Origin of the sequence: Chryseobacterium glaciei (genome assembly GCF_001648155.1) — a bacterium.
In the GTDB taxonomy this organism is placed as follows: Bacteria; Bacteroidota; Bacteroidia; order Flavobacteriales; family Weeksellaceae; genus Chryseobacterium; species Chryseobacterium glaciei.
This window is the reverse complement of the sequence record NZ_CP015199.1, coordinates 1458274-1481144: the sequence shown is the minus strand read 5'-3', so window position 1 is coordinate 1481144 and position 22871 is coordinate 1458274. Positions and strand designations below refer to the sequence as shown.

19 protein-coding genes are annotated in these 22871 nt (G+C 33.3%); 14 read left to right on the top strand and 5 right to left on the bottom strand.

The window, feature by feature from the left end; all coding sequences use genetic code 11:
• Window positions 1-93: 93 nt before the first annotated feature.
• Both A0O34_RS06560 and A0O34_RS06550 read left to right on the top strand, forming a co-directional pair.
• Window positions 94-906, top strand: coding sequence for a M48 family metalloprotease (locus tag A0O34_RS06560; RefSeq protein ID WP_066752771.1), 813 nt, complete (start codon window positions 94-96; stop codon window positions 904-906).
• Between the two features lie 413 nt (window positions 907-1319).
• Window positions 1320-3065, top strand: a complete 1746-nt coding sequence (locus A0O34_RS06550; protein WP_066752766.1) for a T9SS type A sorting domain-containing protein — start codon at window positions 1320-1322, stop codon at window positions 3063-3065.
• An 81-nt stretch (window positions 3066-3146) separates the two neighbouring features.
• On the opposite strand, the gene A0O34_RS06545 is transcribed toward A0O34_RS06550, so the two are convergent.
• Window positions 3147-4769, bottom strand: coding sequence for an ABC-F family ATP-binding cassette domain-containing protein (locus A0O34_RS06545; RefSeq protein ID WP_066752753.1), 1623 nt, complete (start codon window positions 4767-4769; stop codon window positions 3147-3149).
• A gap of 195 nt (window positions 4770-4964) precedes the next feature.
• Here A0O34_RS06545 and smpB point away from each other — a divergent pair, with 195 nt between their 5' ends.
• The 5 genes from smpB to A0O34_RS06520 all read left to right on the top strand — a co-directional run bounded on the left by smpB (window position 4965) and on the right by A0O34_RS06520 (window position 9697).
• Entirely contained in the window at window positions 4965-5423 is a 459-nt protein-coding gene (smpB, locus tag A0O34_RS06540; RefSeq protein ID WP_066752750.1) for an SsrA-binding protein SmpB, read from the top strand.
• A 77-nt stretch (window positions 5424-5500) separates the two neighbouring features.
• Window positions 5501-7009 carry an OmpA family protein gene (locus A0O34_RS06535; RefSeq protein WP_066752747.1) on the top strand — a complete coding sequence of 503 codons (1509 nt, stop codon included), beginning with the start codon at window positions 5501-5503 and terminating at the stop codon, window positions 7007-7009.
• 94 nt (window positions 7010-7103) lie between these two features.
• On the top strand, window positions 7104-7844 hold the full coding sequence (locus tag A0O34_RS06530; RefSeq protein ID WP_066752744.1) for a YebC/PmpR family DNA-binding transcriptional regulator: 741 nt from the start codon (window positions 7104-7106) through the stop codon (window positions 7842-7844).
• 56 nt (window positions 7845-7900) lie between these two features.
• A complete protein-coding gene (locus tag A0O34_RS06525; protein WP_066752742.1) occupies window positions 7901-8725 on the top strand; it encodes a UDP-2,3-diacylglucosamine diphosphatase in 825 nt (274 codons plus the stop codon).
• Entirely contained in the window at window positions 8726-9697 is a 972-nt protein-coding gene (locus tag A0O34_RS06520) for a glycosyltransferase family protein (RefSeq protein ID WP_066752738.1), read from the top strand.
• On the opposite strand, the gene A0O34_RS06515 is transcribed toward A0O34_RS06520, so the two are convergent.
• Both A0O34_RS06515 and A0O34_RS06510 read right to left on the bottom strand, forming a co-directional pair.
• On the bottom strand, window positions 9686-9976 hold the full coding sequence (locus tag A0O34_RS06515; RefSeq protein ID WP_066752734.1) for a GNAT family N-acetyltransferase: 291 nt from the start codon (window positions 9974-9976) through the stop codon (window positions 9686-9688). The genes A0O34_RS06520 and A0O34_RS06515 overlap by 12 nt on opposite strands.
• Before the next feature lie 171 nt (window positions 9977-10147).
• Window positions 10148-10897, bottom strand: coding sequence for an RDD family protein (locus A0O34_RS06510; protein WP_066752731.1), 750 nt, complete (start codon window positions 10895-10897; stop codon window positions 10148-10150).
• 27 nt (window positions 10898-10924) lie between these two features.
• Between A0O34_RS06510 and A0O34_RS06505 the strand changes: the two genes are divergently transcribed.
• From A0O34_RS06505 to A0O34_RS06475, 7 genes are all read left to right on the top strand, one after another.
• The gene (locus A0O34_RS06505; RefSeq protein WP_066752729.1) at window positions 10925-11908 is read left to right on the top strand and encodes a stage II sporulation protein M; all 984 of its coding nucleotides are present in this window, start codon (window positions 10925-10927) and stop codon (window positions 11906-11908) included.
• On the top strand, window positions 11892-12854 hold the full coding sequence (locus tag A0O34_RS06500) for a DUF4013 domain-containing protein (RefSeq protein WP_066752726.1): 963 nt from the start codon (window positions 11892-11894) through the stop codon (window positions 12852-12854). Before A0O34_RS06505 ends, A0O34_RS06500 begins: the two co-directional genes overlap by 17 nt.
• The gene (locus A0O34_RS06495) at window positions 12847-13644 is read left to right on the top strand and encodes a DUF4129 domain-containing protein (RefSeq protein ID WP_082891112.1); all 798 of its coding nucleotides are present in this window, start codon (window positions 12847-12849) and stop codon (window positions 13642-13644) included. Before A0O34_RS06500 ends, A0O34_RS06495 begins: the two co-directional genes overlap by 8 nt.
• A gap of 16 nt (window positions 13645-13660) precedes the next feature.
• A complete protein-coding gene (locus tag A0O34_RS06490) occupies window positions 13661-14818 on the top strand; it encodes a hypothetical protein (protein WP_066752722.1) in 1158 nt (385 codons plus the stop codon).
• A 93-nt stretch (window positions 14819-14911) separates the two neighbouring features.
• Entirely contained in the window at window positions 14912-15943 is a 1032-nt protein-coding gene (locus tag A0O34_RS06485; RefSeq protein ID WP_066752719.1) for an AAA family ATPase, read from the top strand.
• Between the two features lies 1 nt (window position 15944).
• Window positions 15945-17270 carry a DUF58 domain-containing protein gene (locus A0O34_RS06480; protein WP_066752716.1) on the top strand — a complete coding sequence of 442 codons (1326 nt, stop codon included), beginning with the start codon at window positions 15945-15947 and terminating at the stop codon, window positions 17268-17270.
• Between the two features lie 103 nt (window positions 17271-17373).
• A complete protein-coding gene (locus A0O34_RS06475; protein ID WP_066752713.1) occupies window positions 17374-17793 on the top strand; it encodes an OsmC family protein in 420 nt (139 codons plus the stop codon).
• A 79-nt stretch (window positions 17794-17872) separates the two neighbouring features.
• Here the strand turns inward: A0O34_RS06475 and A0O34_RS06470 are convergent, their stop codons facing one another.
• A complete protein-coding gene (locus tag A0O34_RS06470; protein ID WP_066752710.1) occupies window positions 17873-19546 on the bottom strand; it encodes a T9SS type A sorting domain-containing protein in 1674 nt (557 codons plus the stop codon).
• 200 nt (window positions 19547-19746) lie between these two features.
• On the bottom strand, window positions 19747-22530 hold the full coding sequence (locus A0O34_RS06465) for a DUF7619 domain-containing protein (RefSeq protein ID WP_082891111.1): 2784 nt from the start codon (window positions 22528-22530) through the stop codon (window positions 19747-19749).
• Window positions 22531-22871 lie beyond the last annotated feature (341 nt).

Genomic DNA, 22871 nt, shown 5'->3' with positions numbered 1-22871 from the left:
ATTAGGTGTAAAATCCTTTTTCAGAATTTTCTGGAGAAGGATTTTTCATTTAAAAATGATATATTCGCTAAACTAAACTTAAAAATTATTACTATGAAAAAAATTATTGTTGGTGTATTTTTATTGGGCACAATTTATAGTGTCAATGCACAGAAAATTAGTCTTGGAAAAGCGGTGGATGTTGTGTCTAAAGGTTCGAAAGCACTTACTTTCACCAATGAGGATGCTATAAAATTATCAAAAGAATCGGTAGATTATATGGATAAGAATAATGCTATCGCCGGTCCTAAAGATCCTTATACAGTAAGATTGAACAAGCTTTTCGGGAAACATAAAACTCAGGATGGCCTTAATCTTAACTATAAAGTCTACAAAGTAAAAGATATTAATGCTTTTGCTTGTGCAGACGGAAGTGTACGTGTTTTCTCTTCTTTGATGGATATTATGACGGATGATGAATTGCTTGCAGTAATTGGTCATGAAATTGGTCACGTTAAAAATCAAGATACAAAAGATGCTATTAAATCTGCTTATTTAAAAGCTGCTGCGTTGGATGCGGCTTCATCGGCTTCATCTTCGGTGGCGACATTGAATGACAGCCAAGTTGGTAAAATGGCTAATGAATTTTTGGATGCTTCACACAGTAAAAAACAGGAATCGGAAGCTGATACTTATTCTTACGATTTCATGAAAGCTAATAAATATAATGTGGTAGGAGCTTATACTGCCTTCAAAAAATTAGCATTGCTTTCGGAGGGAAGTACTCAGTCTGGTTTTCAGAAAATGTTTAATTCTCACCCCGACAGCGAAAAAAGAGCTCAGGCTATTAAGAAAAAAGCAGAAAAAGACGGTTTGTGGAAAGATCCGGGAGCGGTTACTTTGCCAACAGCGAAACTTACGAAATAATCAATCTCAAATTTTTATCATAAAGCCTCAAAGTTACTTTGGGGCTTTTTTGTTGAATGTTTTTGTTAAAATATATTTTCTTTATTAATTCCTTTCATTAAATAAACTTGTTTAATGATTTAAAAAATATAAATAGTTCATTTTTAATAATTTTCAGTACTGTTTTATTTCACAATAAAAGGAAATTAAACCAGTCTTGATTGAAAATAATTTCAAAAAATGAAAATAATTTGAATCAAAGATTAATAAAATTTTATTCTTAAAAAGAGATTGATGATTTATAATAATTTCGTAATGTTGATTATTTATAATATAATTTTTATGTTTTAAAATTGATTTTAATTTGTTAAAATAAGTTAAAATATTGTTATTGTGTAATAAAAATATATATTTGCTGAACATAAAAAAACATTATGAATAAAAAAATTACAGTAGGTTTCTTTTGTTTAATGACGGCTTCGTTATTTTGCAAAATTAACGCTCAAACTTATCAGACATTAAATGTAACAAGTGGTTACAATGCAGATCTTGTTGCAAACGGATCGGGTACAGCATCATCCAGCACTACTCAAAGTGTAGATTCACCAACCAATGGTTATGTGTTTATGTCTACAGATTTTATGAATGGGGCAGGAGCAATGCCAACTTCAGGATTACCGAGCTCAGGATTAATTAATTCTGCAAACACCACAGGTTTATCATTTCAAATGGCTCCATATACCTCAAATAACTCGTTGAGGTTGGTAAATGCAAATGATTCGGGAGCTTTAAATTTCGGGTCAACGCCTAAAGCTTCAAAATTATTTATGCTGGCAACAACAGGAAGCGGAAGTTCTATTGCAAGTATAGTTGTTAATTTTACAGATGGAAGTAACCAGACTTTCACCAATCAATCTGTAAAAGACTGGTACGGAGGTACAGGATTTGCAATAAAAGGTATTGGGCGCGCAAGTAGGGTTACAGACGCTATTGAAAATAATGCTAATGATCCTAGATTATATGAGATTGCATTATCTATTAGCTCTGCTAATCAATTGAAAAGTATATCAGGTGTTTCGGTAACAAAAACATCATCTACGGCAAGTTTTCTGTGTGTATTTGGATTTTCTTACCAAGTTGCAAATACCTGTATTGCGCCGGATTCTATAACGGTAACTAATTTAACTCCAAATTCTGCTACAGTTTCTTGGACAGCAGTTTCGGGAGTTTCATCGTATGAGTTATACAGAAGTACTTCAACGGTAGCTCCTGTAAGTTCTACTACACCAACAGATACAGGAATTACGACTGCTTCAAAAAATATTACAGGATTGTCTCCTGCTACATCATATAATGTATGGGTAAGATCAAACTGTGGAGGTGGAAGTGTGAGTGATTGGAGTCTTGTAAAAGCCAGTTTTACTACACCTTGTACGTCTGTAAATGCTCCATATACAGAGAATTTTAATTCTACAACATCTGGAACTCTTCCAATGTGTACTTCGCAGCAAGTTATTAATCCAGGCGGAAATTGGAGCGTTGATGATGCTACAGGATTAGCTGGATTTTCTTCCAATGTTGTTTACGTTGCTACAACTAATGCAAATGATGCAAATACTTGGTTCTATACCAATGGCGTTAATTTACAGGCAGGAACTTCTTATACTTTTACATTTGATTATGCTAATTATGCAAGTCCTCAGAGTTTTAAAGTTGCATACGGTATGTCGCCAATAAATACTTCGATGACTAATGTAATTAATGATTATGCCAACGTAAATGTAACTAATTATGCAACCGGATCTTTTACAATTACACCTTCAGCAACCGGTGTTTATTATCTAGGATTCAATGTATATACAACTGCTGCGATGAGTGGAGGTTTTGGAATTATGATGTTTGATAATATATCATTAACTACAAGTACTTTATCCACTTCAGAGAATTTGTTATCAGAGAATCTACAGGTTTATCCAAACCCGACAAGTGATTATTTAAATATAAAGGGAACTAAGAAAGTTTCAGGAATTAAAGTTTTGGATGTTTCAGGTAGAGTCGTTTTATCTTCAAATAAGGCAGAACAAAAAATTGACGTTTCTCAGTTGGTTAAAGGAGCTTATATCCTTACCGTGAAAAACACAGACGGAACCTCTTCAACTCATAAGTTTATTAAAAAATAATAACTTAACTATTAAATTAGTAATAAAAATAGCTACTCGTTTGAGTAGCTATTTCTTTTTTATTGATGAAATTCTTAATGATTAAGAATACATTTTCTCTCTTAATTCTTTGATCTTTTTATCACCAAGATATTCGTCGTAAGTCATTTCTCTATCGATAATTCCTTGAGGAGTTAATTCGATAATTCTGTTACAGACAGTTGAAAGCATTTCGTGGTCATGAGATGACAATAAAAGGTTTCCTTTGAAGTTAGACAATGAGTTATTCAACGTCGTGATACTTTCTAGGTCTAAGTGATTCGTAGGTTCGTCAAGTAAAAGGATATTTGCTTTCTGAAGCATCATTCTACTGAACATACATCTCATTTTTTCACCTCCTGAAAGTACTTTACAAGATTTCAAAGCTTCATCACCAGAAAATAACATTCTACCTAAGAATCCTCTCATGAATTCTTCGTGACGCTCTTCATCATTTTTCGTGAATTGTCTCAACCAATCTACCAAGCTGATATCTTCCTGGAAGAATTTAGTGTTATCTAAAGGCATGTGAGACTGGTTTGTTGTAACTCCCCAAGCAACAGTTCCTTTATCTGCTTCAGCATTACCAGCTAGAATTTCGAAAAATTCTGTGATGGCTAAAGAGCTTTTAGAAAGTACAGCAACTTTATCTCCTTTTTTAAGGTTTAAGTCGATGTTTGAGAACAATAATTCTCCGTCTTTCGTTTTTTCAAGACCTTTTACATCTAAAATTTGATCTCCTGCTTCTCTTTCCATTTCGAAAATAATCGCCGGATATCTTCTTGAAGAAGGCTTAATATCATCGATGTTTAATTTATCGATCATTTTCTTTCTTGCAGTAGCCTGTTTAGCTTTTGCAACGTTTGAACTAAATCTTGCGATGAAGTCCTGAAGTTCTTTTTTCTTCTCTTCAGCTTTTTTGTTAGCCTGAGCTCTTTGTCTTGTAGCCAGTTGAGAAGCCTGATACCAGAAAGAGTAGTTACCTGTATAAAGGTTTAATTTAGCATAATCTAAATCCCCGATATTTGTACAAACCGTATCTAAGAAGTGACGGTCGTGAGATACAACAATTACTGTATTTTCGTAGTCTGCAAGGAAGTTTTCCAACCATGCAATTGTTTCAATGTCAAGATCATTCGTAGGTTCATCCAAGATCAATACATCAGGATTTCCAAAAAGAGCCTGAGCTAGAAGAACTTTTACTTTGTCCTGATTCTCAAGTTCACTCATCATCTGCCAATGCATACCATCTTTGATACCTACGTTAGAAAGCATCGTTTGTGCATCAGATTCAGAGTTCCATCCACCCATTTCATCATACACTACACCAAGCTCACCTGCTTTGATACCGTCTTCATCAGAGAAATCTTCTTTGGCGTACAAAGCGTCCATCTCTTCTTTTATTTCAAATAATTTTGTATTTCCTCTTAAAACAGTTTCCAGAACAGTATATTGATCGTATGCAAAGTGATCCTGCTCCAAAACTGACATCCTTTTCCCTGGTTCCAGAGATACATGTCCTGTCGTTGGATCCTGCTTTCCTGTTAATATTTTAAGGAATGTAGACTTTCCTGCACCATTTGCTCCGATGATTCCGTAGCAGTTTCCTTTGGTAAACATGATGTTTACATCATCAAAAAGAATTCTTTTCCCGAATTGTAAAGATAAGTTAGATACTGTTAACATATAGTTTTGTAAATTTGGCGCAAAAATACGAAAAGAAATTGGGTATTTCGTAATAATGTAATATTCAAGTTTTTAAATATGGGGTATTTTTTATATATTTCATTAATGAAATTTAAAAAAGGAAAGTCCCAAAGGGGATAACTCATTATAGGATTGGGTAAAACTCAATTTTAATGTAACTATAGGAATACTAAAATGAAGATTGAAAAAACAGTCAATATATTAAACAGAAGAGCCAGATTCGAGTATGAATTTATCGAAGAAATGGAAGCCGGTATGGTTTTAACAGGTACTGAGATCAAATCTTTACGTTCTTCGAAAGCTTCTATAACAGAATCGTTCTGTCAGTTTATTAATGGGGAATTGTACATCATTAATATGATGATTGATGAATATAAATTGGGAACTTTTTATAATCACAAAACAAAAAGGGAACGGAAATTGCTGTTGCACAAAAAAGAATTGCAAAAGCTCGAAAAGAAGTTAAAAGATGCAGGTAACACGATTATACCTTTAAAATTATATATAAATGATAGAGGCAAAGCGAAGGTGTTGATTGCCTTGGGAAGAGGAAAAAAGCTTTTTGATAAAAGGGAGAGCATAAAAGATAGAGAAAACAAACGAAATCTGGACAGAATATTAAAGAAAAGTTAAAAATCATTTGAAAAACTTTGTATATAAAGAAAAATTATATTTATTTTGCATTATCAATTATTTAATCATTTAATTCTATGAAAAATCTAAAATTAGGAATTTCAGCATTGGCACTTACTGTTGCTTCTACTGTGTTCGCTCAGACTACCAACAATCCGTGGATGATCGGAGTTGGTGCTCATGCGGAGAACCATACAGCAGTTAGAAACAATTTCAGTAATACGTTCTCTGCTAAAAATTTATCGAAGACTATGTTCAATACGAACAACTTCTCTATTACACCTCCACTATCTAAACTTACAGTTGCTAGAAACGTAGCTAAAGGTTTTGTAGTAGACTGGCAGACTACTGTTGGTAATGTTGAAAACAAAAGATTCAACATGGGTAAAGAGTTTATGCTAATGACAGGTCTTGGTTTACAAGTAAAGGCTGCAGGTCTTTTATGGAACGAAGAATCTTGGTTTGATCCATACTTAAGAGTTGGTGCTAACTACTTAAGACATGACTATACTGCTCTTACTTTCCCTAGAACTGATATTAATGGTGAGTGGGTATCTAATGGAGAAAACGGTAACGAAAACGGTAAAGCTAACTTCTTTACAGTTTCTACAGGTGCTGGTGTAAACTTCTGGTTGACTAAAAACTTCGGTTTAGGTGTTCAAGGAGATTACGTTTCAACTCCAGGTGATAAGTCTACAGTTGCTAACTTTTGGCAAGCTTCTGCTTCATTGAACTTCAGATTCGGAAACAGAGACAGAGATAAGGATGGTATCTTAGATAAAGACGATTTATGTCCAGATACACCAGGTTTACCAGAATTCCAAGGATGTCCTGATACTGACGGTGATGGAGTTCCAGATAAAGACGATCAATGTCCAGATGTTGCTGGTCCAGTTGAAAACAACGGTTGTCCTTGGCCAGATACTGACGGTGACGGTGTAATCGACAAAGATGATGCTTGTCCTACAGTTGCAGGTCCTGCTGAAAACAATGGTTGTCCTTGGCCAGATACTGACGGTGATGGTATCTTAGACAAAGATGATGCTTGTCCTACAGTTCCAGGTCTTCCAGAATACAACGGATGTCCTAAGCCTAAAACTAAAACGGCTGAAGAAATAGCGACTGAAGTTAAAAATGTTTACTTTGACTTTAATAAAGCTACAATCAAAGCTGAGTCTACAACTGCATTAGATAGAGCTGCTCAAATCATCAAGAAAGATGGAGGTAACTATTTATTAGAAGGTCAAACTGATGCTAAAGGTGCTGCTGCTTACAACTTGAAATTATCTAGAGAAAGAGCTGCTGCTGTAGTTGCTGCTTTAGATGCTAGAGGTGTAGATGCTAACTCTCTTAAATCGGTTGGTGTAGGTGCTACTAAAGCAACTGTTGACGCTAAGAAATCTGATGCTGAAAGACAAATCGACAGAAAAGTAGTTGTAACTGCTGTAGAAAATGACGCTGAGTGGAATGCAATCGCTAAGAAAGATTACGCTGACGCTCCAGTTAAGAAAGCAGTAGCTAAGAAAAAAGGTACAGCTAAGAAAAAAGTTGTAGCTAAGAAAGCTCCGGCTAAAAAGAAAAAATAATTAAATTTTTCTAAATATAAATACCTCCAGTTCTCTGGGGGTATTTTTTTTTCGTTTACTTTTAATTAATTTTGTTGAAAATTTAAAAATAAAAATGGGAAGAGCGTTTGAATATAGAAAAGCTTCTAAAATGGCTCGTTGGGATAAAATGGCCAAGACTTTCTCTAAAATAGGTAAAGACATTGCATTAGCAGTGAAGGCCGGTGGTCCTGATGTTGAAGCAAATCCTGCATTGAGAAGATGTATCCAGAATGCGAAAGGTGCAAACATGCCAAAAGATAACGTTGAAAGAGCGATCAAAAAGGCAAGTGGTGCAGATGCAGAAAACTATGAAGAGATTACTTATGAAGGATATGGCCAAGGTGGCGTTGCTTTCTTCATAGAATGTACTACAAATAATACTACTAGAACCGTAGCTAACGTAAGAGCTATTTTCAATAAGTTTGACGGTAACTTGGGTAAAAATGGTGAATTAGCATTTATCTTCGACAGAAAAGGTATTTTCAGTATCGATATTGCTCAGATCAAAATGGATTGGGATGATTTCGAAATGGAAATGATCGACGGTGGAGCAGAAGACGTAGAAAAAGATGACGAAGAAGTAATGATCACGACCGCTTTTGAAGATTTCGGTTCTTTATCTCACAAATTAGATGAGCTTAAAATCGAAGTTAAAAGTGCAGAGCTTCAAAGAATCGCCAACAATACAAAAGAAGTTACAGAAGAGCAGTTCAAGGCGAACATGAAAATGCTTGACCGTTTTGAGGAAGATGATGACGTACAAAACGTTTATCACAACATGGAAATTACAGAAGAGTTGATGAACTCTCTATAAAAATAATATAACATTCATATACAGTTAACTTTCAATTAGTTTCTTTGCATAAAACTATGAAAAGAGATATTGAGTTAGTTGTTATTTCGGATGTTCATTTGGGAACTTATGGATGTAAGGCTAAAGAATTATTAAGATATCTGAACTCTATTCAGCCTAAAACTTTAGTTTTGAATGGTGATATTATCGATATCTGGCAATTCAAAAAGTCTTACTTCCCTAAACCTCATTTAAAGGTGATCAAGAAAATTCTTTCATTGGCCACCAAAAATACGGATGTGTACTACATCACAGGGAACCACGACGAGATGTTCCGCAAGTTTACCGATTTTCAATTGGGTAAGCTTAAAGTCTGCAATAAAATCTGTTTAGATATCAACCAAAAGAAAACATGGATCTTTCATGGAGATGTTTTCGATGCATCTGTTCAGCATTCCAAATGGATCGCAAAATTGGGAGGAAAAGGCTACGATTTGTTAATTGTAATCAATAATGTTGTAAATTGGTTCTTAGAGAAAATGGGCAAAGAGAAATATTCATTTTCAAAGAAGATAAAAAACAACGTTAAAAAAGCAGTGAAATACATCGGAGATTTTGAATTAACAGCTTCTGAACTGGCCATCGACAATCATTATGATTACGTTATTTGCGGTCATATTCACCAACCTCAAATCCGTGAAGTTGTAACTAAAAAAGGTTCTTGCACTTATCTTAATTCCGGAGATTGGATTGAAAACCTTTCTGCATTGGAGTACAACGATAACGAATGGAAGATTTTTTATTACGATGAGCACAAACATTTGCTGCAAGATGATGAAGTTGAAGAAATTCAGGAGATGGATAACACTGAGCTTTTAAAAATAGTAACCAATTTTTCTTAAATGAAGATTTTATATGCATTTCAGGGCACCGGAAACGGACATGTCGCAAGAGCGCAGGAAATTATTCCTATTCTTAAAAAATATGCTTCGGTTGATACTTTGATCAGCGGTCACCAATCGCAATTAAAGGCCGATTTCGACATTAACTATCAACATAAAGGCATTTCGCTGCTTTACAATAAAACCGGAGGATTATCCTATCGAAAAACGTTTTTTGAGAATAAATTTCTTGAAGCCGTAAAAACAATAAGAGAATTAGAGTTAAAACAGTATGATTTAATTATTAATGATTACGAACCTTTGACGGGTTGGGCTTCTAAATTAAATAAGCTTCCAATGATCGAATTAAGTCATCAAGCTTCTATGAGTTTTCCTGAAACTCCTAAGCCCAAAAAGAAAGATTTTCTAGGAGAATTAATTTTGGAATACTATGTTCCGAGTGAAAGGAAAATAGGTTTTCATTTTGAAAATTACCATCCTCACATTAAAAAGCCTGTTATCAGACATAAGATCAGAAATCTTAATCCCGATAAAAAAGGGTATTACTTGGTGTATTTGCCGAGTTTTTCTGATGAAAATATCATTAAAGTTTTAGAACAAATTCCTGTTGAATGGAAAGTGTTTTCTAAACACAGTAAAATTCAATCTAAAGTAAAAAATGTTGAAGTTTTCCCGATTGATGAAATTCAATATTTAAAGTCTTTCGAAAACTGTGAAGGAATTTTATGCAACGCCGGTTTCGAAACCCCTGCCGAAGCCCTTTTTATGGATAAAAAATTATTTGTGATCCCAATTCATAATCAGTACGAGCAGGAATGCAATGCTTGTGCGCTGGATAAAATGGGAATTCCGAACTCTAAAGTTTTAGAACTAAATGAAATAAAAGATTGGGTAGCTTCCGATCATCATTTGAAAGTTGACTACCCGGATGATATTGAACAAATTTTGGTTAATGAAGTTTTAATTCTTTAAAAAAATATCATCAACATCACTCATTCTCGTCATCACAGCTCTTGCGTAAGAACAGTGCGGATAAACGTTCCATTTATTTTCTCTTGAGAATTTGATGGCTTCCTCAACCAAATATTTCCCCATTCCTCTTCCTTCAAATTCTGGATGAACCAAAACGAAAGAAATGATCAGTTTATTATCTTCAGGGAAAATAGTATAAGTAAGTCTTCCTATTTCCTTGATTTCGTTATTTAATGTAAGAACTCCGCCGTTTCCGGATTTATTGTTTTCAAATTTCATAATTAAGGCTTTGTTGATTAAATACAAAAACTGCACCGAGCTTTTGTTAAACACAAATTACACAAATTTTTTTCACAAATAAAACAATGTTGTATTTCAATAGGAATGGGCTTTAGCCCGTTTAATGTTTTATGGATTCAATTGGCTTTAGCCAAAACTTAAAGCCAGATTTTAACTATCCTTTCCCGTATAATAATTATAATCTTTAATGACAACATTAATAAACTGCCTTTCCGTCATTTTTGTCGCATCAACTTCAAGCTTTAGAATCCCTTTTATTTTATCAGAAAGTTTACTGATAATCTGTCTGTCATCAACTCTCAAAGCTTTTGTGTAATTGTCTTTAATAATTCTCATGTCATTGTCAGTCAAAGCGATAACCTGCGGAAATGACGGAATATAATCTTCTTTAATATTTTCTAAAATCGTGTGAGAAATATTAATGCTGTTTTTTAATGAAATCACGGCCGTCCCCGAAGCAATATCTCCCAAACGTTGATTGTTTTTAGAAACGATCATAGAAATTAAACCAACAACACCTGCAAAAGAAGTGTCAATCAACCTGAACATCCAGCGAATTAAATAATCGCCAAAACTTGCCTGATAACCATCAATTTTTACCACACGGATTTTCATTAATTTTTTTCCGGGAGTTTGACCTTCCATTAAACTTTCCAACACAACAGGATAAATGTAAATAGGAAATGTAATCGCAATGTAAATCGCCATTTGTGACCATTGATCGAGCCCGTTTAATAAATATCCAAGATCAAAAAAATTAAAAAATACGTAAAAAGCAATCACTGCATACGCAACCTTAATCAGAAGATCGATGATAAACGCAAGCATCCTTTCTCCAACACTGGCGATGTTGAAATTAATATTTACATTTTGTGAAGTATTAATCGCAATTTGAGACATATTTTTTATTATTTTAGCCTTACAATTATGAGAGAGGTTTATTTCATTAAACAAAATAAAGAAAAATGGTTGGGAATTGAACAGGTTATTCAAGGGAAAATTAAAAAAAATCCTGATGACCTGTCTTCGTTGTACATCAACCTTATCAATGACCTTTCTTTTGCGCAGACTTATTACCCCAAAAGTAATACAACGGTTTATTTAAATCACTTATCTTCTCAGATATTTCAAAAAATTTATAAAACTAAGAGAGTAGAGGAAAACAGGATTTTGTATTTCTTCAAAACTGAAGTTCCTTTGCTGGTCTATCAATACAGAAGATATTTGACTTATGCATTTCTGTTTTTCACTTTATTTACACTGATTGGAGTTCTTTCCGCGATTTATGATAAGGATTTTACGAATATTATTCTTGGCGAAGATTATGTCAATCAAACCATAGAAAATATTAAAAAAGGAAATGCGGTCGGAATATATCAAAGCGGTTCAACGTGGGGAAGTACAATTGGTATTATTTTCAACAATATCGGAGTCGGAGCAAAATTATACATTTACGGAATTGCAGGCGGAGTTGGAACTTTATACGCCTTACTTTCAAACAGTGTAATGTTGGGTTCTTTCCAATATTTTTTCTACGATTACGGAGCTTTGAAAGACAGCGCAAGAGGAATCTGGCTTCACGGAGTTTTTGAAATTTTCTCAATGGTCGTTGAAGCGATGTGCGGATTAATCTTGGGAGCTTCCATTTTATTTCCAAAGACTTTTTCGAGATTTAATTCTTTTAAAAACGGTTTTAAAGATTCATTTAAAATATTTTTAAGCACGATTCCATTTACGGTATGTGCAGGAATTATTGAGGGATATATCACAAGACATGCTTTAAAAATGCCTTTGATTCTTAATTTAATTATTATTTTCGGAACACTGGCGATCATAGGATTCTATTATATTATTTATCCGTCAATTGTCAATAAAAAAACTAACAACCAAATCAATGATGCAGTTTTATAAAAAAAGAGATTTCGGAACTTTTATAAGTGACAGTTTTAATTTTTTCAAATTATATGGTAAAAATTATTTTAAAAGCTATATTTTACTGAATGGTTTGCTGATGATCCTAATGGTAACTGTATTTGTTTTAGGATACAGAGAATTGTTCTCGCAAATTTTAGGTTCTAATCTAAGTGGCGAAAGCTATTATTTTCAACAATATTTTGAGGATAATCTGGGAATGCTTATCGTTGTCGGGATTCTTACCTTTCTTCTTTTCTTGCTTCTAATGATAATTAATTATTTGTTTCCTGTTTTTTACTTAAAAAGGCTGGGACAAGGACAGGAAAAGATCAAAACAGATGATATTTTGAGTGATTTTAAAAATAATGCAGGCAAAATCGTTAAGCTTTGTTTAGGCATGATGTTTATCGTTACACCGCTGTCATTCATCATAATAGGGTTTTCTTATGTGTTGGTTTTGATTGTGATAGGAATCTTTTTGATATTGCTGGTTTTTCCTACGTTATTCAATGTTGTTACATTTTTGATGTATGATTATTTCAATTCTAACCGAGGCTTTTTCGAAAGTTTAAGCTATTCCATCCGATCTCAGTTTTCTTATCCAAACGGACGAGAAAAATCGCCTTATTGGAAATATTGGGGCTCAACGATCATCGTTTCAATCATTTTATATGTTGTAACATCAATTTTTACGTTTGTTCCGATGATGTTTTTCTACGGATCACTCTTAACGTCCGCTCCGGATGGTAATTTTGAACAGAATCCGTTTGCAGGAACAGCCGGAATATTTTTCTTCATATTGTACGGAATCTCGATGCTTGTATCGTTTTTCCTTTCAAATATGCTGTACGTAAATTCAGGATTAATGTATTACGACAGCAGAACAGACCTTCATCAAAAAGTAGAATTAGCAGAAATAGACACCATCGGTAATAATGAATAAAATTCTTTTTTTCTTACTGATATTTTTCTCCTTTGAATCTTCATTTGCTCAGGATCAGACAGATCCGCCGCCTGTTGCGGAAGCATATATAGATTCATTGAACACGGGACATTACAAAAATATGTACCGTGCAGATTCTGTTTTGCTTAAAAATCCGGTTTCTGAAAACACAGTTTATCCCAAAAAGTTCAAGGAAAATATTCAGTCGAGATATAAAGGAAATGAGTTTGATTACACAACTATTAAACCTAAAGAATCTTTTTGGCAAAAGCTTTTAAGGAAGATTGATAAAATATTGCAAAGTATTTTTGGCGATACCGTTTTCACGAAATCCGGTAATATTGCAGGGATTTTAATTCGAATATTTGCCATTATTCTGGTCGGCTTTCTTTTGTATTTTATCATTAAATATTTAATTGGAAAAGACGGAAATTTCATCTTCGGAAAAAAGAATAAGAAAGTAATTATTAAAGATGAAGAGCTTCACGAAAATATTCATGAGATCAATTTTCCGGAAAGTATTGCAAAATTTGAAAGGGAGGGAGATTATCGTTCAGCGATTCGTTATCAGTTTTTATTTGTCTTGAAAAAATTAAGTGATAAAAAATCCATCAATTGGAACCCCGAAAAGACAAATAAAGATTATGTGGCAGAATTGAAAGCTCCGCATCTGAAAAATGATTTTTCTAATTTATCCTACATTTTCGAATACGTTTGGTATGGAGAATTCAGTATTGATGAACAGAATTATCAGAAATTCAAAGCCCAATATCAAGCCTTTAAACCTTAATTAAACTCTTTTTACAATGAATAAAACTTTCAAAATATATGCTGTAATTTTCATCGTCGTGATGGTGATTTTGGCGTTGCTTGAAGTGAACAAAAAAGAGGTTACAGATTGGCGTAAAAATTTTGACACGAATGAAAAATCACCTTTCGGATTGTTTATTTTTGATCATGAAGCTAAAGATCTTTTTAAAAATAAACTAAAAAAAATAGATCAAACCCCTTACAATTATTACAATACTCATAAAAAAGAATCACATAATATTCTGGTTGTAGAAACGGAAGTAGACACAGAATCCTGGAACAAAATTTTAGACCAAGTTTCCAATGGTTCAGACGCGATGTTGATTGTAAGTCAAATTCCAAAAGAGGTTTCAGACAGCATCGGATATTATGATTCAGAAATATCTTTTGCAGATGAAAATGTGTTGAAACTGACCGATAAAAAATATAAGAACGATTTTATTAAATTAGATAAATTTCCGTCGGGCAGAGGATTTTCTTATATTAAACCACAAGTTGAAATTCTTGGAAAGACGGTTGAAAAGAATAATTCGGATCAGGCTAATTTCATTAAAATTAAATTCGGAAAGGGAAATATTTATGTTCATTGCGAACCACTTTTCATGACGAATTATTACCTGCTGAAATCCGGAAACATAAAATATGCTCAAGATGTTTTTTCGTATCTTGACGATAAGGAAACGATTTGGTTTGTAGAAAGTAATGCAAAAGTTTCTCGTTTCTTTATGAGATTTATTTTGTCAAATCCGGCTTTGAAATACGCTTGGTGGGTGCTTTTGGGAGGATTGGTATTATTCGTTTTCTTTAATGCAAAAAGAAAGCAACGTATCGTTCCTGTCATTGAACCGTTGAAAAACACCTCAGTAGATTTTGTGAAAAGTATCGGAAATCTCTATCTTCAGGAAGGCGATTTTCATGATATGATGGCAAAAAAAGCCCAATATTTCTTGAATAAAGTAAGGCTTGACTTTCTCATTGATACCCAAAATTTAGATGATGAATTTGCAAAAAAGCTTCAGTTAAAAACAGGAAAAACAATCGAAATGATTAATGAAGCCATTAATCTGATCAAAAAAGCGCAAGATCCTTACGCTCATGTGATGAAAGAAGATCTGGCAAGAATGAATAAATTGCTGGACGAAATTTTAAAATAAAAACAGGGAGTCCCGAAGGGACGACATAAAACAGGGTTGGATGAAGTCCAATCAAATTAAAATAGAACTGTTACATTGTTAAATTAAAACAATATGGAAAACCTTGAAAACCAAAACATAGAAAATCAAAATTCTATAAATCTCGATAAAAAAGAAAACGATTTTCAGTCTCGAATTGATATGATTGAACTTCGTGCAAGCTTAGAAAAAGTAAAATCTGAAATTGCAAAAGTAATTGTTGGCCAAGAAAGTATGGTCGAACATCTTTTGGCAGCACTTTTATCCAACGGTCACGTTTTGATTGAAGGAGTTCCGGGAGTTGCAAAAACGATTACGGCAAAATTATTGGCGAAAACAATTGATGTTGGCTTCAGCAGAATTCAGTTTACGCCGGATTTGATGCCCTCCGATATTTTGGGAACATCAATTTTCAATGTCAAAAACTCCGAGTTTGAATTTAAAAAAGGGCCTATTTTCTCTAACTTTATTCTGATCGATGAGATCAACAGATCACCTGCAAAAACTCAGGCTGCAATGTTTGAAGTAATGGAAGAAAGACAAATTACGATGGACGGAATCCGTTACATAATGGAAGAACCGTTTTTAGTAGTTGCCACACAAAACCCAATTGAACATGAAGGAACGTACAGGCTTCCGGAAGCGCAATTAGATCGTTTTCTATTTAAAATTAATGTTGGTTACCCTAATCTTGAACAGGAAATTACCATTATTAAAAATCAGCACGAAAGCAAAAGAGAAGACAAAACAGAAGCTGTAAACCGAGTGGTTAGTGCAGAACAGTTGAAAAGTTATCAACAATTGGTTAAAGAAGTTATCGTTGAAACTCATTTGATAGAATACATTGCGAAGATCATTATTAATACCAGAGAAAATCAGTTCTTGTATTTGGGAGCTTCACCAAGAGCGAGTTTGGCTTTATTAACGGCTTCAAAATCTTTCGCAGCTTTGAGAGGAAGAGATTTTGTAACACCGGAAGACATCAAAGAAGCAAGTTACGCTGTTTTAAGGCACAGAGTAATCGTTTCTCCCGAAAGAGAAATGGAAGGTTTAACCGCAGATGAAATCATCCGACAAATATTAGAAGGAATAGAGATTCCTAGATAAAATGCTTAAAAACCTTTACATAAATACTCGCTTTTTCGTCGCGCTCATTGGAGTGGGGATTCTTTATGTCTTGGCATTTTTCTTTCCTGTTTTAATGGTGGTGGCTCATGTTGTTTTATTGATTTGTTTTCTTGCGGCAATGGTTGATTATCTCTTGCTTTTTAACCAAAAAGAAGGAGTTTTAGCCCAAAGAATTTTACCTGAAAAATTATCCAATGGCGATGAAAATCCTGTAAAAATTGATGTCAAAAATAATTACGGTTTTAAGATCGAGACTAAAATTATTGATGAAATACCATTCCAGTTTCAGAAGAGGGATTTCTTGATCAGAAAACAGATCGAGTCGGGAAGAAATACTTATTTTCAATATACTTTAGAGCCAAAGGAAAGAGGCGAATATAATTTTGGAAGTTTAAATATTTATGCATCATCTCCGATAGGATTTATTTCAAAAAGATTTAGATTTCAGAAAGATGCTAATTTAGCTTCGTATCCGTCATTTGTACATCTCAGGAAGTATGAATTGATGGCACTTCAAAGCGAATTCTTGATGGGTGGAATTAAAAAGATCAGAAAGCTCGGTCACACGATGGAGTTTGAACAGATCAAAGAATATGTTCCCGGCGATGATATCAGAACGATCAACTGGAAAGCGACTTCTAAAACGAATCGTTTGATGGTTAATCAATTTCAGGATGAAAAATCGCAACGTATTTTTATGTTGATTGATACCGGAAGAACGATGAAAATGCCTTTCAACGGATTGAGTCTTTTGGATTATTCAATCAATGCAACGATGGCTTTGTCTCATATTATTTTGAAGAAAGGAGATCGTGCGGGAATGATGACATTCTCAAAGAAAACCGAAAATAAAATTGCGGCAGAAAATAAATCGGGTCAGCTTAAAAAGATTTCGGAAGCACTTTATAATATCAATACCAACTTTTTTGAAAGTGATTTTAACAGATTATATCAGGACGTAAAATATTCCATCAACCAGAGAAGCTTAATTTTATTATTTACAAATTTTGAAACATTGGACGGCCTAAACCGCCAGTTAAAATACCTCCGAGGAATTGCTAAAAACCATTTGTTGGTTGTTGTATTTTTCAAAAATGCAGAACTTCATACATTGATCAATAAAAATCCTGAAAGTATGCAGGAAATTTATGATGAAATTATCGCTGAAAAATTTGAGTTTGAAAAGAAATTAATCATTCAGGAGCTTCGTAAATACGGAATTTATACAGTTTATACACTTCCTGAAAATTTAAATATCGATGTTATCAATAAATATTTAGAGATAAAAGCGAGAGGAATTTTATAATTTTGCTTTACTGAAATTTTAAATTATAGATTTTAAATTTTGAATGATAATTCTGCGGATTAATCATTTAACATTTATCAATAATCATTTATAAATGAATCACATGAAAATAACACTCAACAGAATAAACGACGATTTTTTATTTGAATGTACCAATTCTCAAGGGAATTCCATTCTTTTGGATAATACAACACAGCCCGGAGCAAAAGGAGTTTCGCCAATGGAAAGTGTTTTAATGGCGGTTGCAGGATGCAGCGGAATAGATGTAGTTTCTATTTTGAAAAAACAAAGACAGGAAATTACAGATTTCAAAGCAGAAGTAGAAGGAGAAAGAGTTCAGATTGATGATGCAAAACCTTTTAAAGCTATTATGGTTAAATTTTTACTGGAAGGAAATATCGATCCTAAAAAAGCACAAAAGGCAGCGGAATTATCTTTTGAAAAATATTGTTCAGTTTCTAAAACCTTAGAACCGAATGTAGAAATTGGGTATGAAGTTTATGTAAACGGAGAGAAAGTTTAATCTCTTCTTTTACCTCATCAATAATAAAAAACCGGACACTGCGTCCGGTTTTTTGTTTATCAATAAAGTTTTTATTGTATTACTTTTTAATGATTTTTGTCCTTTTTAGAGTACCATCTTTCATTGTTAATGTCAAAATATAAACTCCTGTTTTTAAACTTTCCAAATGCAATCCAGAAGATGGATTATCAAAAGTTGTTACTATAATTCCAGAAAGATCCGTTACCACAGCACGTTTTACGTTGTCTGATTTCTCAATATTTAAAACATCTGTGAAAGGATTAGGATAAACAGTTAATTGCTTTTCAGCTTTCACTTCATTTGTTGCTAAAACCAATGGCTCTAAGGTTACGTTTACTTTCCATGTGTTAGCGTCAACTTGGTTATAATCTGCATTACAATCAGATCCTCCGTATGTTCTCCACGCTCTCAGCTCGAAATTTACATTTCCTGTAAGATTATTCGCTAAAGTTAAACCAGATCTTTCATATGAGAAAGTTCCTGTATTTCCACCTGAACCCGTTGTTATAGATGGCTCTGAAGTATTGTTGGTAGTACAAACCAGCAAACTGTTTTGTTCAGACATCCATCCGTTTCCTTGCGTGGTCATGGTGTAAGATACGCTGGTAGATTTTATTTTGTAACCCGCCGGAACTACAACTGTAAGTAAACCAGGACAGTTTGTTGTCGCTGTTACGCTTGGTGTACCGCTGCTGTACATTGTGTTGATATTTCCTGCTGTATATGTTGTAGATACCTGCCCGGTTGTGAATTCTTTCATTTTCCAGAAACCTTGTGATGATCCACAGTTTGATCTTACCCAGAAATAATAAGTTTGACCTGTTATTAAATTGTTTAAGGTTACAGAAGTATTTCCTGCTGCTACACTTCCTGTTGGTGTCGTTGTTGCTGTTGGAGCAGTAGGAGAGGTGCTTACATAATATTGATATCCTGCCGAAGGTGCACTGGCAGAAGGTGTCCAGCTTAAAGTGGCATTCGTCATTGTAGAAGTGTAAGTAATATTTGAAGGAGACGAACATGCAGTATAAAGATCCGCTGAAAAAGCAAAAATATTAGGAACTCCGCCTGATGCTTTGGTTACCATAATACTTTGTACATTTTTAGATTGATTTCCTGCGTCTATAGCTAACGGAATTTGATATAATCTAGGATCTGTTCCGCCTCCGGCTTCCAAATTGTCATTATTTATATTAATTCTTCCAATCCCCTGAATGGCAAAGTTTGATCCGTAATACCAATCTGAGATCGCAATTCCGCTAAAAGTTTGAGTGGTAGTATCTGAAAAATTAACAGTAACATTCACTGTACAATCTCCACTTCCGCCGGTAGCCAGCATGTATAGACTTAGAACGGGAGTAGGCGTTGAAAGTGTCAATGTTCCAGCATCGTTTACGTTTTGTAGCCTTAAAGAATTGTTGGAGCTATAAGGTGCAAGCTGATAACTCAACCCTGAAGTAGAACCAACTGCCGAATTAATAATTCTGTTAATTGGTAGCCCGTAAGTAAGCGGTGTACTTGAGGATGTCAGTTGGAAATCTCTGGATATAAAGGCATAACTTACTCCATCTACATCGTTGTTGGTGGATGAAGCAGAAGGGCCAACTCCGTTTGCGATAACGTCGGCATTGAATCCGCTTTGAATTGAGATTGGTTGATATTCTTGTGCTTTGATTTGATTAATGAACATGCTTGATATTACCAAGCCCGTGATAGGTAGTAGTTTTGTTTTCATAAAAGTTGTAATGGTTTTTGTTATGCTAATATATGTAATATGTTGTAAATAATTTAATAAAAAGTAAAAATTAATATTAATTTTTAATTAAAATAGTTTTTAAGGTAGCTTTATTCCATTTCCTAATATTCAGATGGTCGACAGTTATAAAAAAATACCCTTCCATTGAATGAAAGGGTAGGATATTGAAAATGATTTTTTTAGTTTTTGATGATCTTTTTCGTAATTGTTTCTTTTTCTGTAATTATTTTAAAAATATACATTCCCGAAGTATTACTGTGAATAGAAACTTTCGTGCTTTGAGAATTAACTCCTATTTGTTTCTGAATAATTCTTCCCTGCGCATCATAGATCTCAATTGAATTGATTTTAGAATCAGCATTGATGTTTACATCTCCTTTTGTTGGGTTTGGATAAACATTTACCGAAGTTTTATCTTTACTGCTATCTACAGCAGATAATGACGTTGATGCTTCAATATTTGTAACTGCTTCATTGGTTTCTACAGGGAAATTATAATCGAAATAAATGTTGGCTTTATTATTTACACTGTCACCTGAAACCAAATTATTTTTAGATTTAATCTTCAATGCAATATTTCCGTGGGCTGATGCTGCAAGGTTAATATCCTTCATCATAAATTCTACTTTATTGCCTGTAATTTTAGTGTAAGAATTATGAGATGTATTTTGTAACTGTAATGAAGAAATATCAAAATCATCAGGATTAATCTCCATTTCCACAACAATATTGGTTGCCGGAGCCGTTCCTGTATTTTCAAAATTTACAATATAATGAAGGTATTTTCCGACCATTGCTAATGGAATTGTATTTCCTTCAAGACAAGTGATATCATTCGGATCATACGAACCTACAACAGTTTGTTTATACACAAATTGATTATCATCCTGATTTGCATCTCCAGAAAGCGGGGTGATATTCGCTGAGAAATTAAGAATATCTCCAATATTCACAGGATTTGTAGGGTGAGTTGGAGGGTTTACATTAAATGTAATTTCAGAAGCCGTATTCTGATAAGGTTTTAAATTTGTAAAATTAAATGTCACCTGATTTCCTGAAACTGAAGAAGGTAATGAAGAAGACAGGAAGTTTATTTTCGAATTATTAAAATTAACTGTTACGCTTCCGGAAAGCGTAGTATTTCCTTTATTTCTCCAGATCACTTTGTAAACGGCATCAAAACCAGGTCTTGCATCAGTAACAGGAGCAAAGACAACTTCCAGATCTTTTACATTTCCATTTTTGGTAACACAGATGTTTTGAGTTGAAATATTGTTGTTATCTGCAAAATTTACGGTGAAAATAGATGGAGTTACAGTGTACAAAGATGGATTTTCAGGTTCTGCAGTTAGAGTAAAGTCACCTTCTTTTGTAAAGAAATTATAAGTCCCGTTGGCGGTAACAAAAGTTTCTCCAGTACTTGTTCCGTTATCAATTTTTATCTTTAAATGTTCAAAAACCTCATCAGTAGTGTCACAACCATTGTTATTTTCATCAAATCTTACGACTCCTTTAATGGTATTATAATTTCCGCCAGGTGTGAAAGAACAATAAGAATTAATATTTGGAAACATATTTTCAGAAGCCAATTGATCTTTTATATAATTTACTTCATTATAATTATCATTAGGATCATATGGATTGATTGAAAAATCATCAGCACATATATAATTTATATTAGGATTGTTTGCAAGACCTAGAAGCTCATTCCATACTCCGTTTTTTGCAAATACATTGATGATATTATTATCATTTGCATTTACAACATCGGCCTTTGTCTTCGTGATGTCTAGCAATGTTAATAGATTATTACTACAGTCTATTGATTGCGCTGATGCGGGACTTACCAAAAGATCATCGTCTATTTTTGGTAATACTGGGCTTACAAATGTTGTAAGTTGATTATTGCTTAGATTTAAATTATTTATTTGACAAGTATCACTAATATTTACCGTAGAAATTTGGTTATTACTACAGTTAAATTCAACAGCTATAATTTTATTAATATTTAATGAAGTTAAATTATTGTAGCTACAGTCAAATTTTTGAAGAACAAAATTATCATGAGTTGTAATTGAAGTTATTTGATTATGGCTGCAATCTAAATAAACAGTTAATGGTAAAGTTAGTAAATACAGCATTATATTAGGAATTCTTACAAGAGTTAGTTGGGTTGTATCTAGATTTGTAAGGTTGTTGTAGCTGCAGTTTAAAAAATTTGTGGATAAATTTGTAATGTTTAGATCTGAGATATTATTATGACTACAGTTTACACCTCCTCGAGGAAATATAAAATATCCTCCACCATACTGATATTCAATTTCAGATGTAATGTTAAGGTTTTGTAGGTCTAATGAAGTTAGCTGATTGTAACTACAATCTAATGAACGAAGATTTGTACATCCATTTAAGAGTAAAGCAGATAAATTTGAATTATTCGCTTTTAATTCAATAATATTAGTATTGTTTTTTAAATTCAAATATGCTAATTTACTTTTATAGCTTACGTCAAGAGCGCTTAGCATGGTTGATTGTAAATTCAAATATCCAATATTATCTGCCACAGAAAGACCTCCGTTTCCTGAAAAATAATTAAGAGGATTATAAGAGGCATTGATCCATTTTAAGTTCGAATTGTTACTTACCCATAGTTTGCCAAGATTGTTATGGTTACAGTCTAAAGTTTCAATATTGATGAAACCATTTATCCCGTCTAATGAAGCTATACTCGAATTATTTACATCTAAAACCATAACTTGGTTCGCCTCACTCTGCTGTATTTGTCCATCACCGTTAGCGTCAATTTTAAAATAATTTCCACTTAAATCCTTAGCAACAGTATTACTTGCCGAAGAAGATAGAAGCCTTGCTTTAAAATTTACATCAGGAATGCTGACATTTTGAGCTTTTAATCCCAACATGAACATTGAGAAAGAAAGCAAAAGAAATAATTTTGTTTTCATTATGTAATTGTATTGTGTGTTTTAATTTTAGCTGATTTTTACTCTTTTGATATAAAATAATAATGCTTGATAAAAAATATTATCAAGAAGATATTAGCGGATCTATTGAGTAATTAATTGCTTTAAATGTAATTTTCTTGTGTTAAAAAGTAAATCAAGTTTAAAAAGCAAGATAGAACCAGAGTTGTTCTGTTTCAGTTTTCCCAATAAGAATATTAGGAAAGCAAAAGGGAATTTTGTTTTCATTTGTGTTTTTGTGATGCAAATATAAATAAATTATTGATATCTCGCGACTGTATGATTTAGATATAAATCTATAGATTCAATCCATAAAAAAAGCC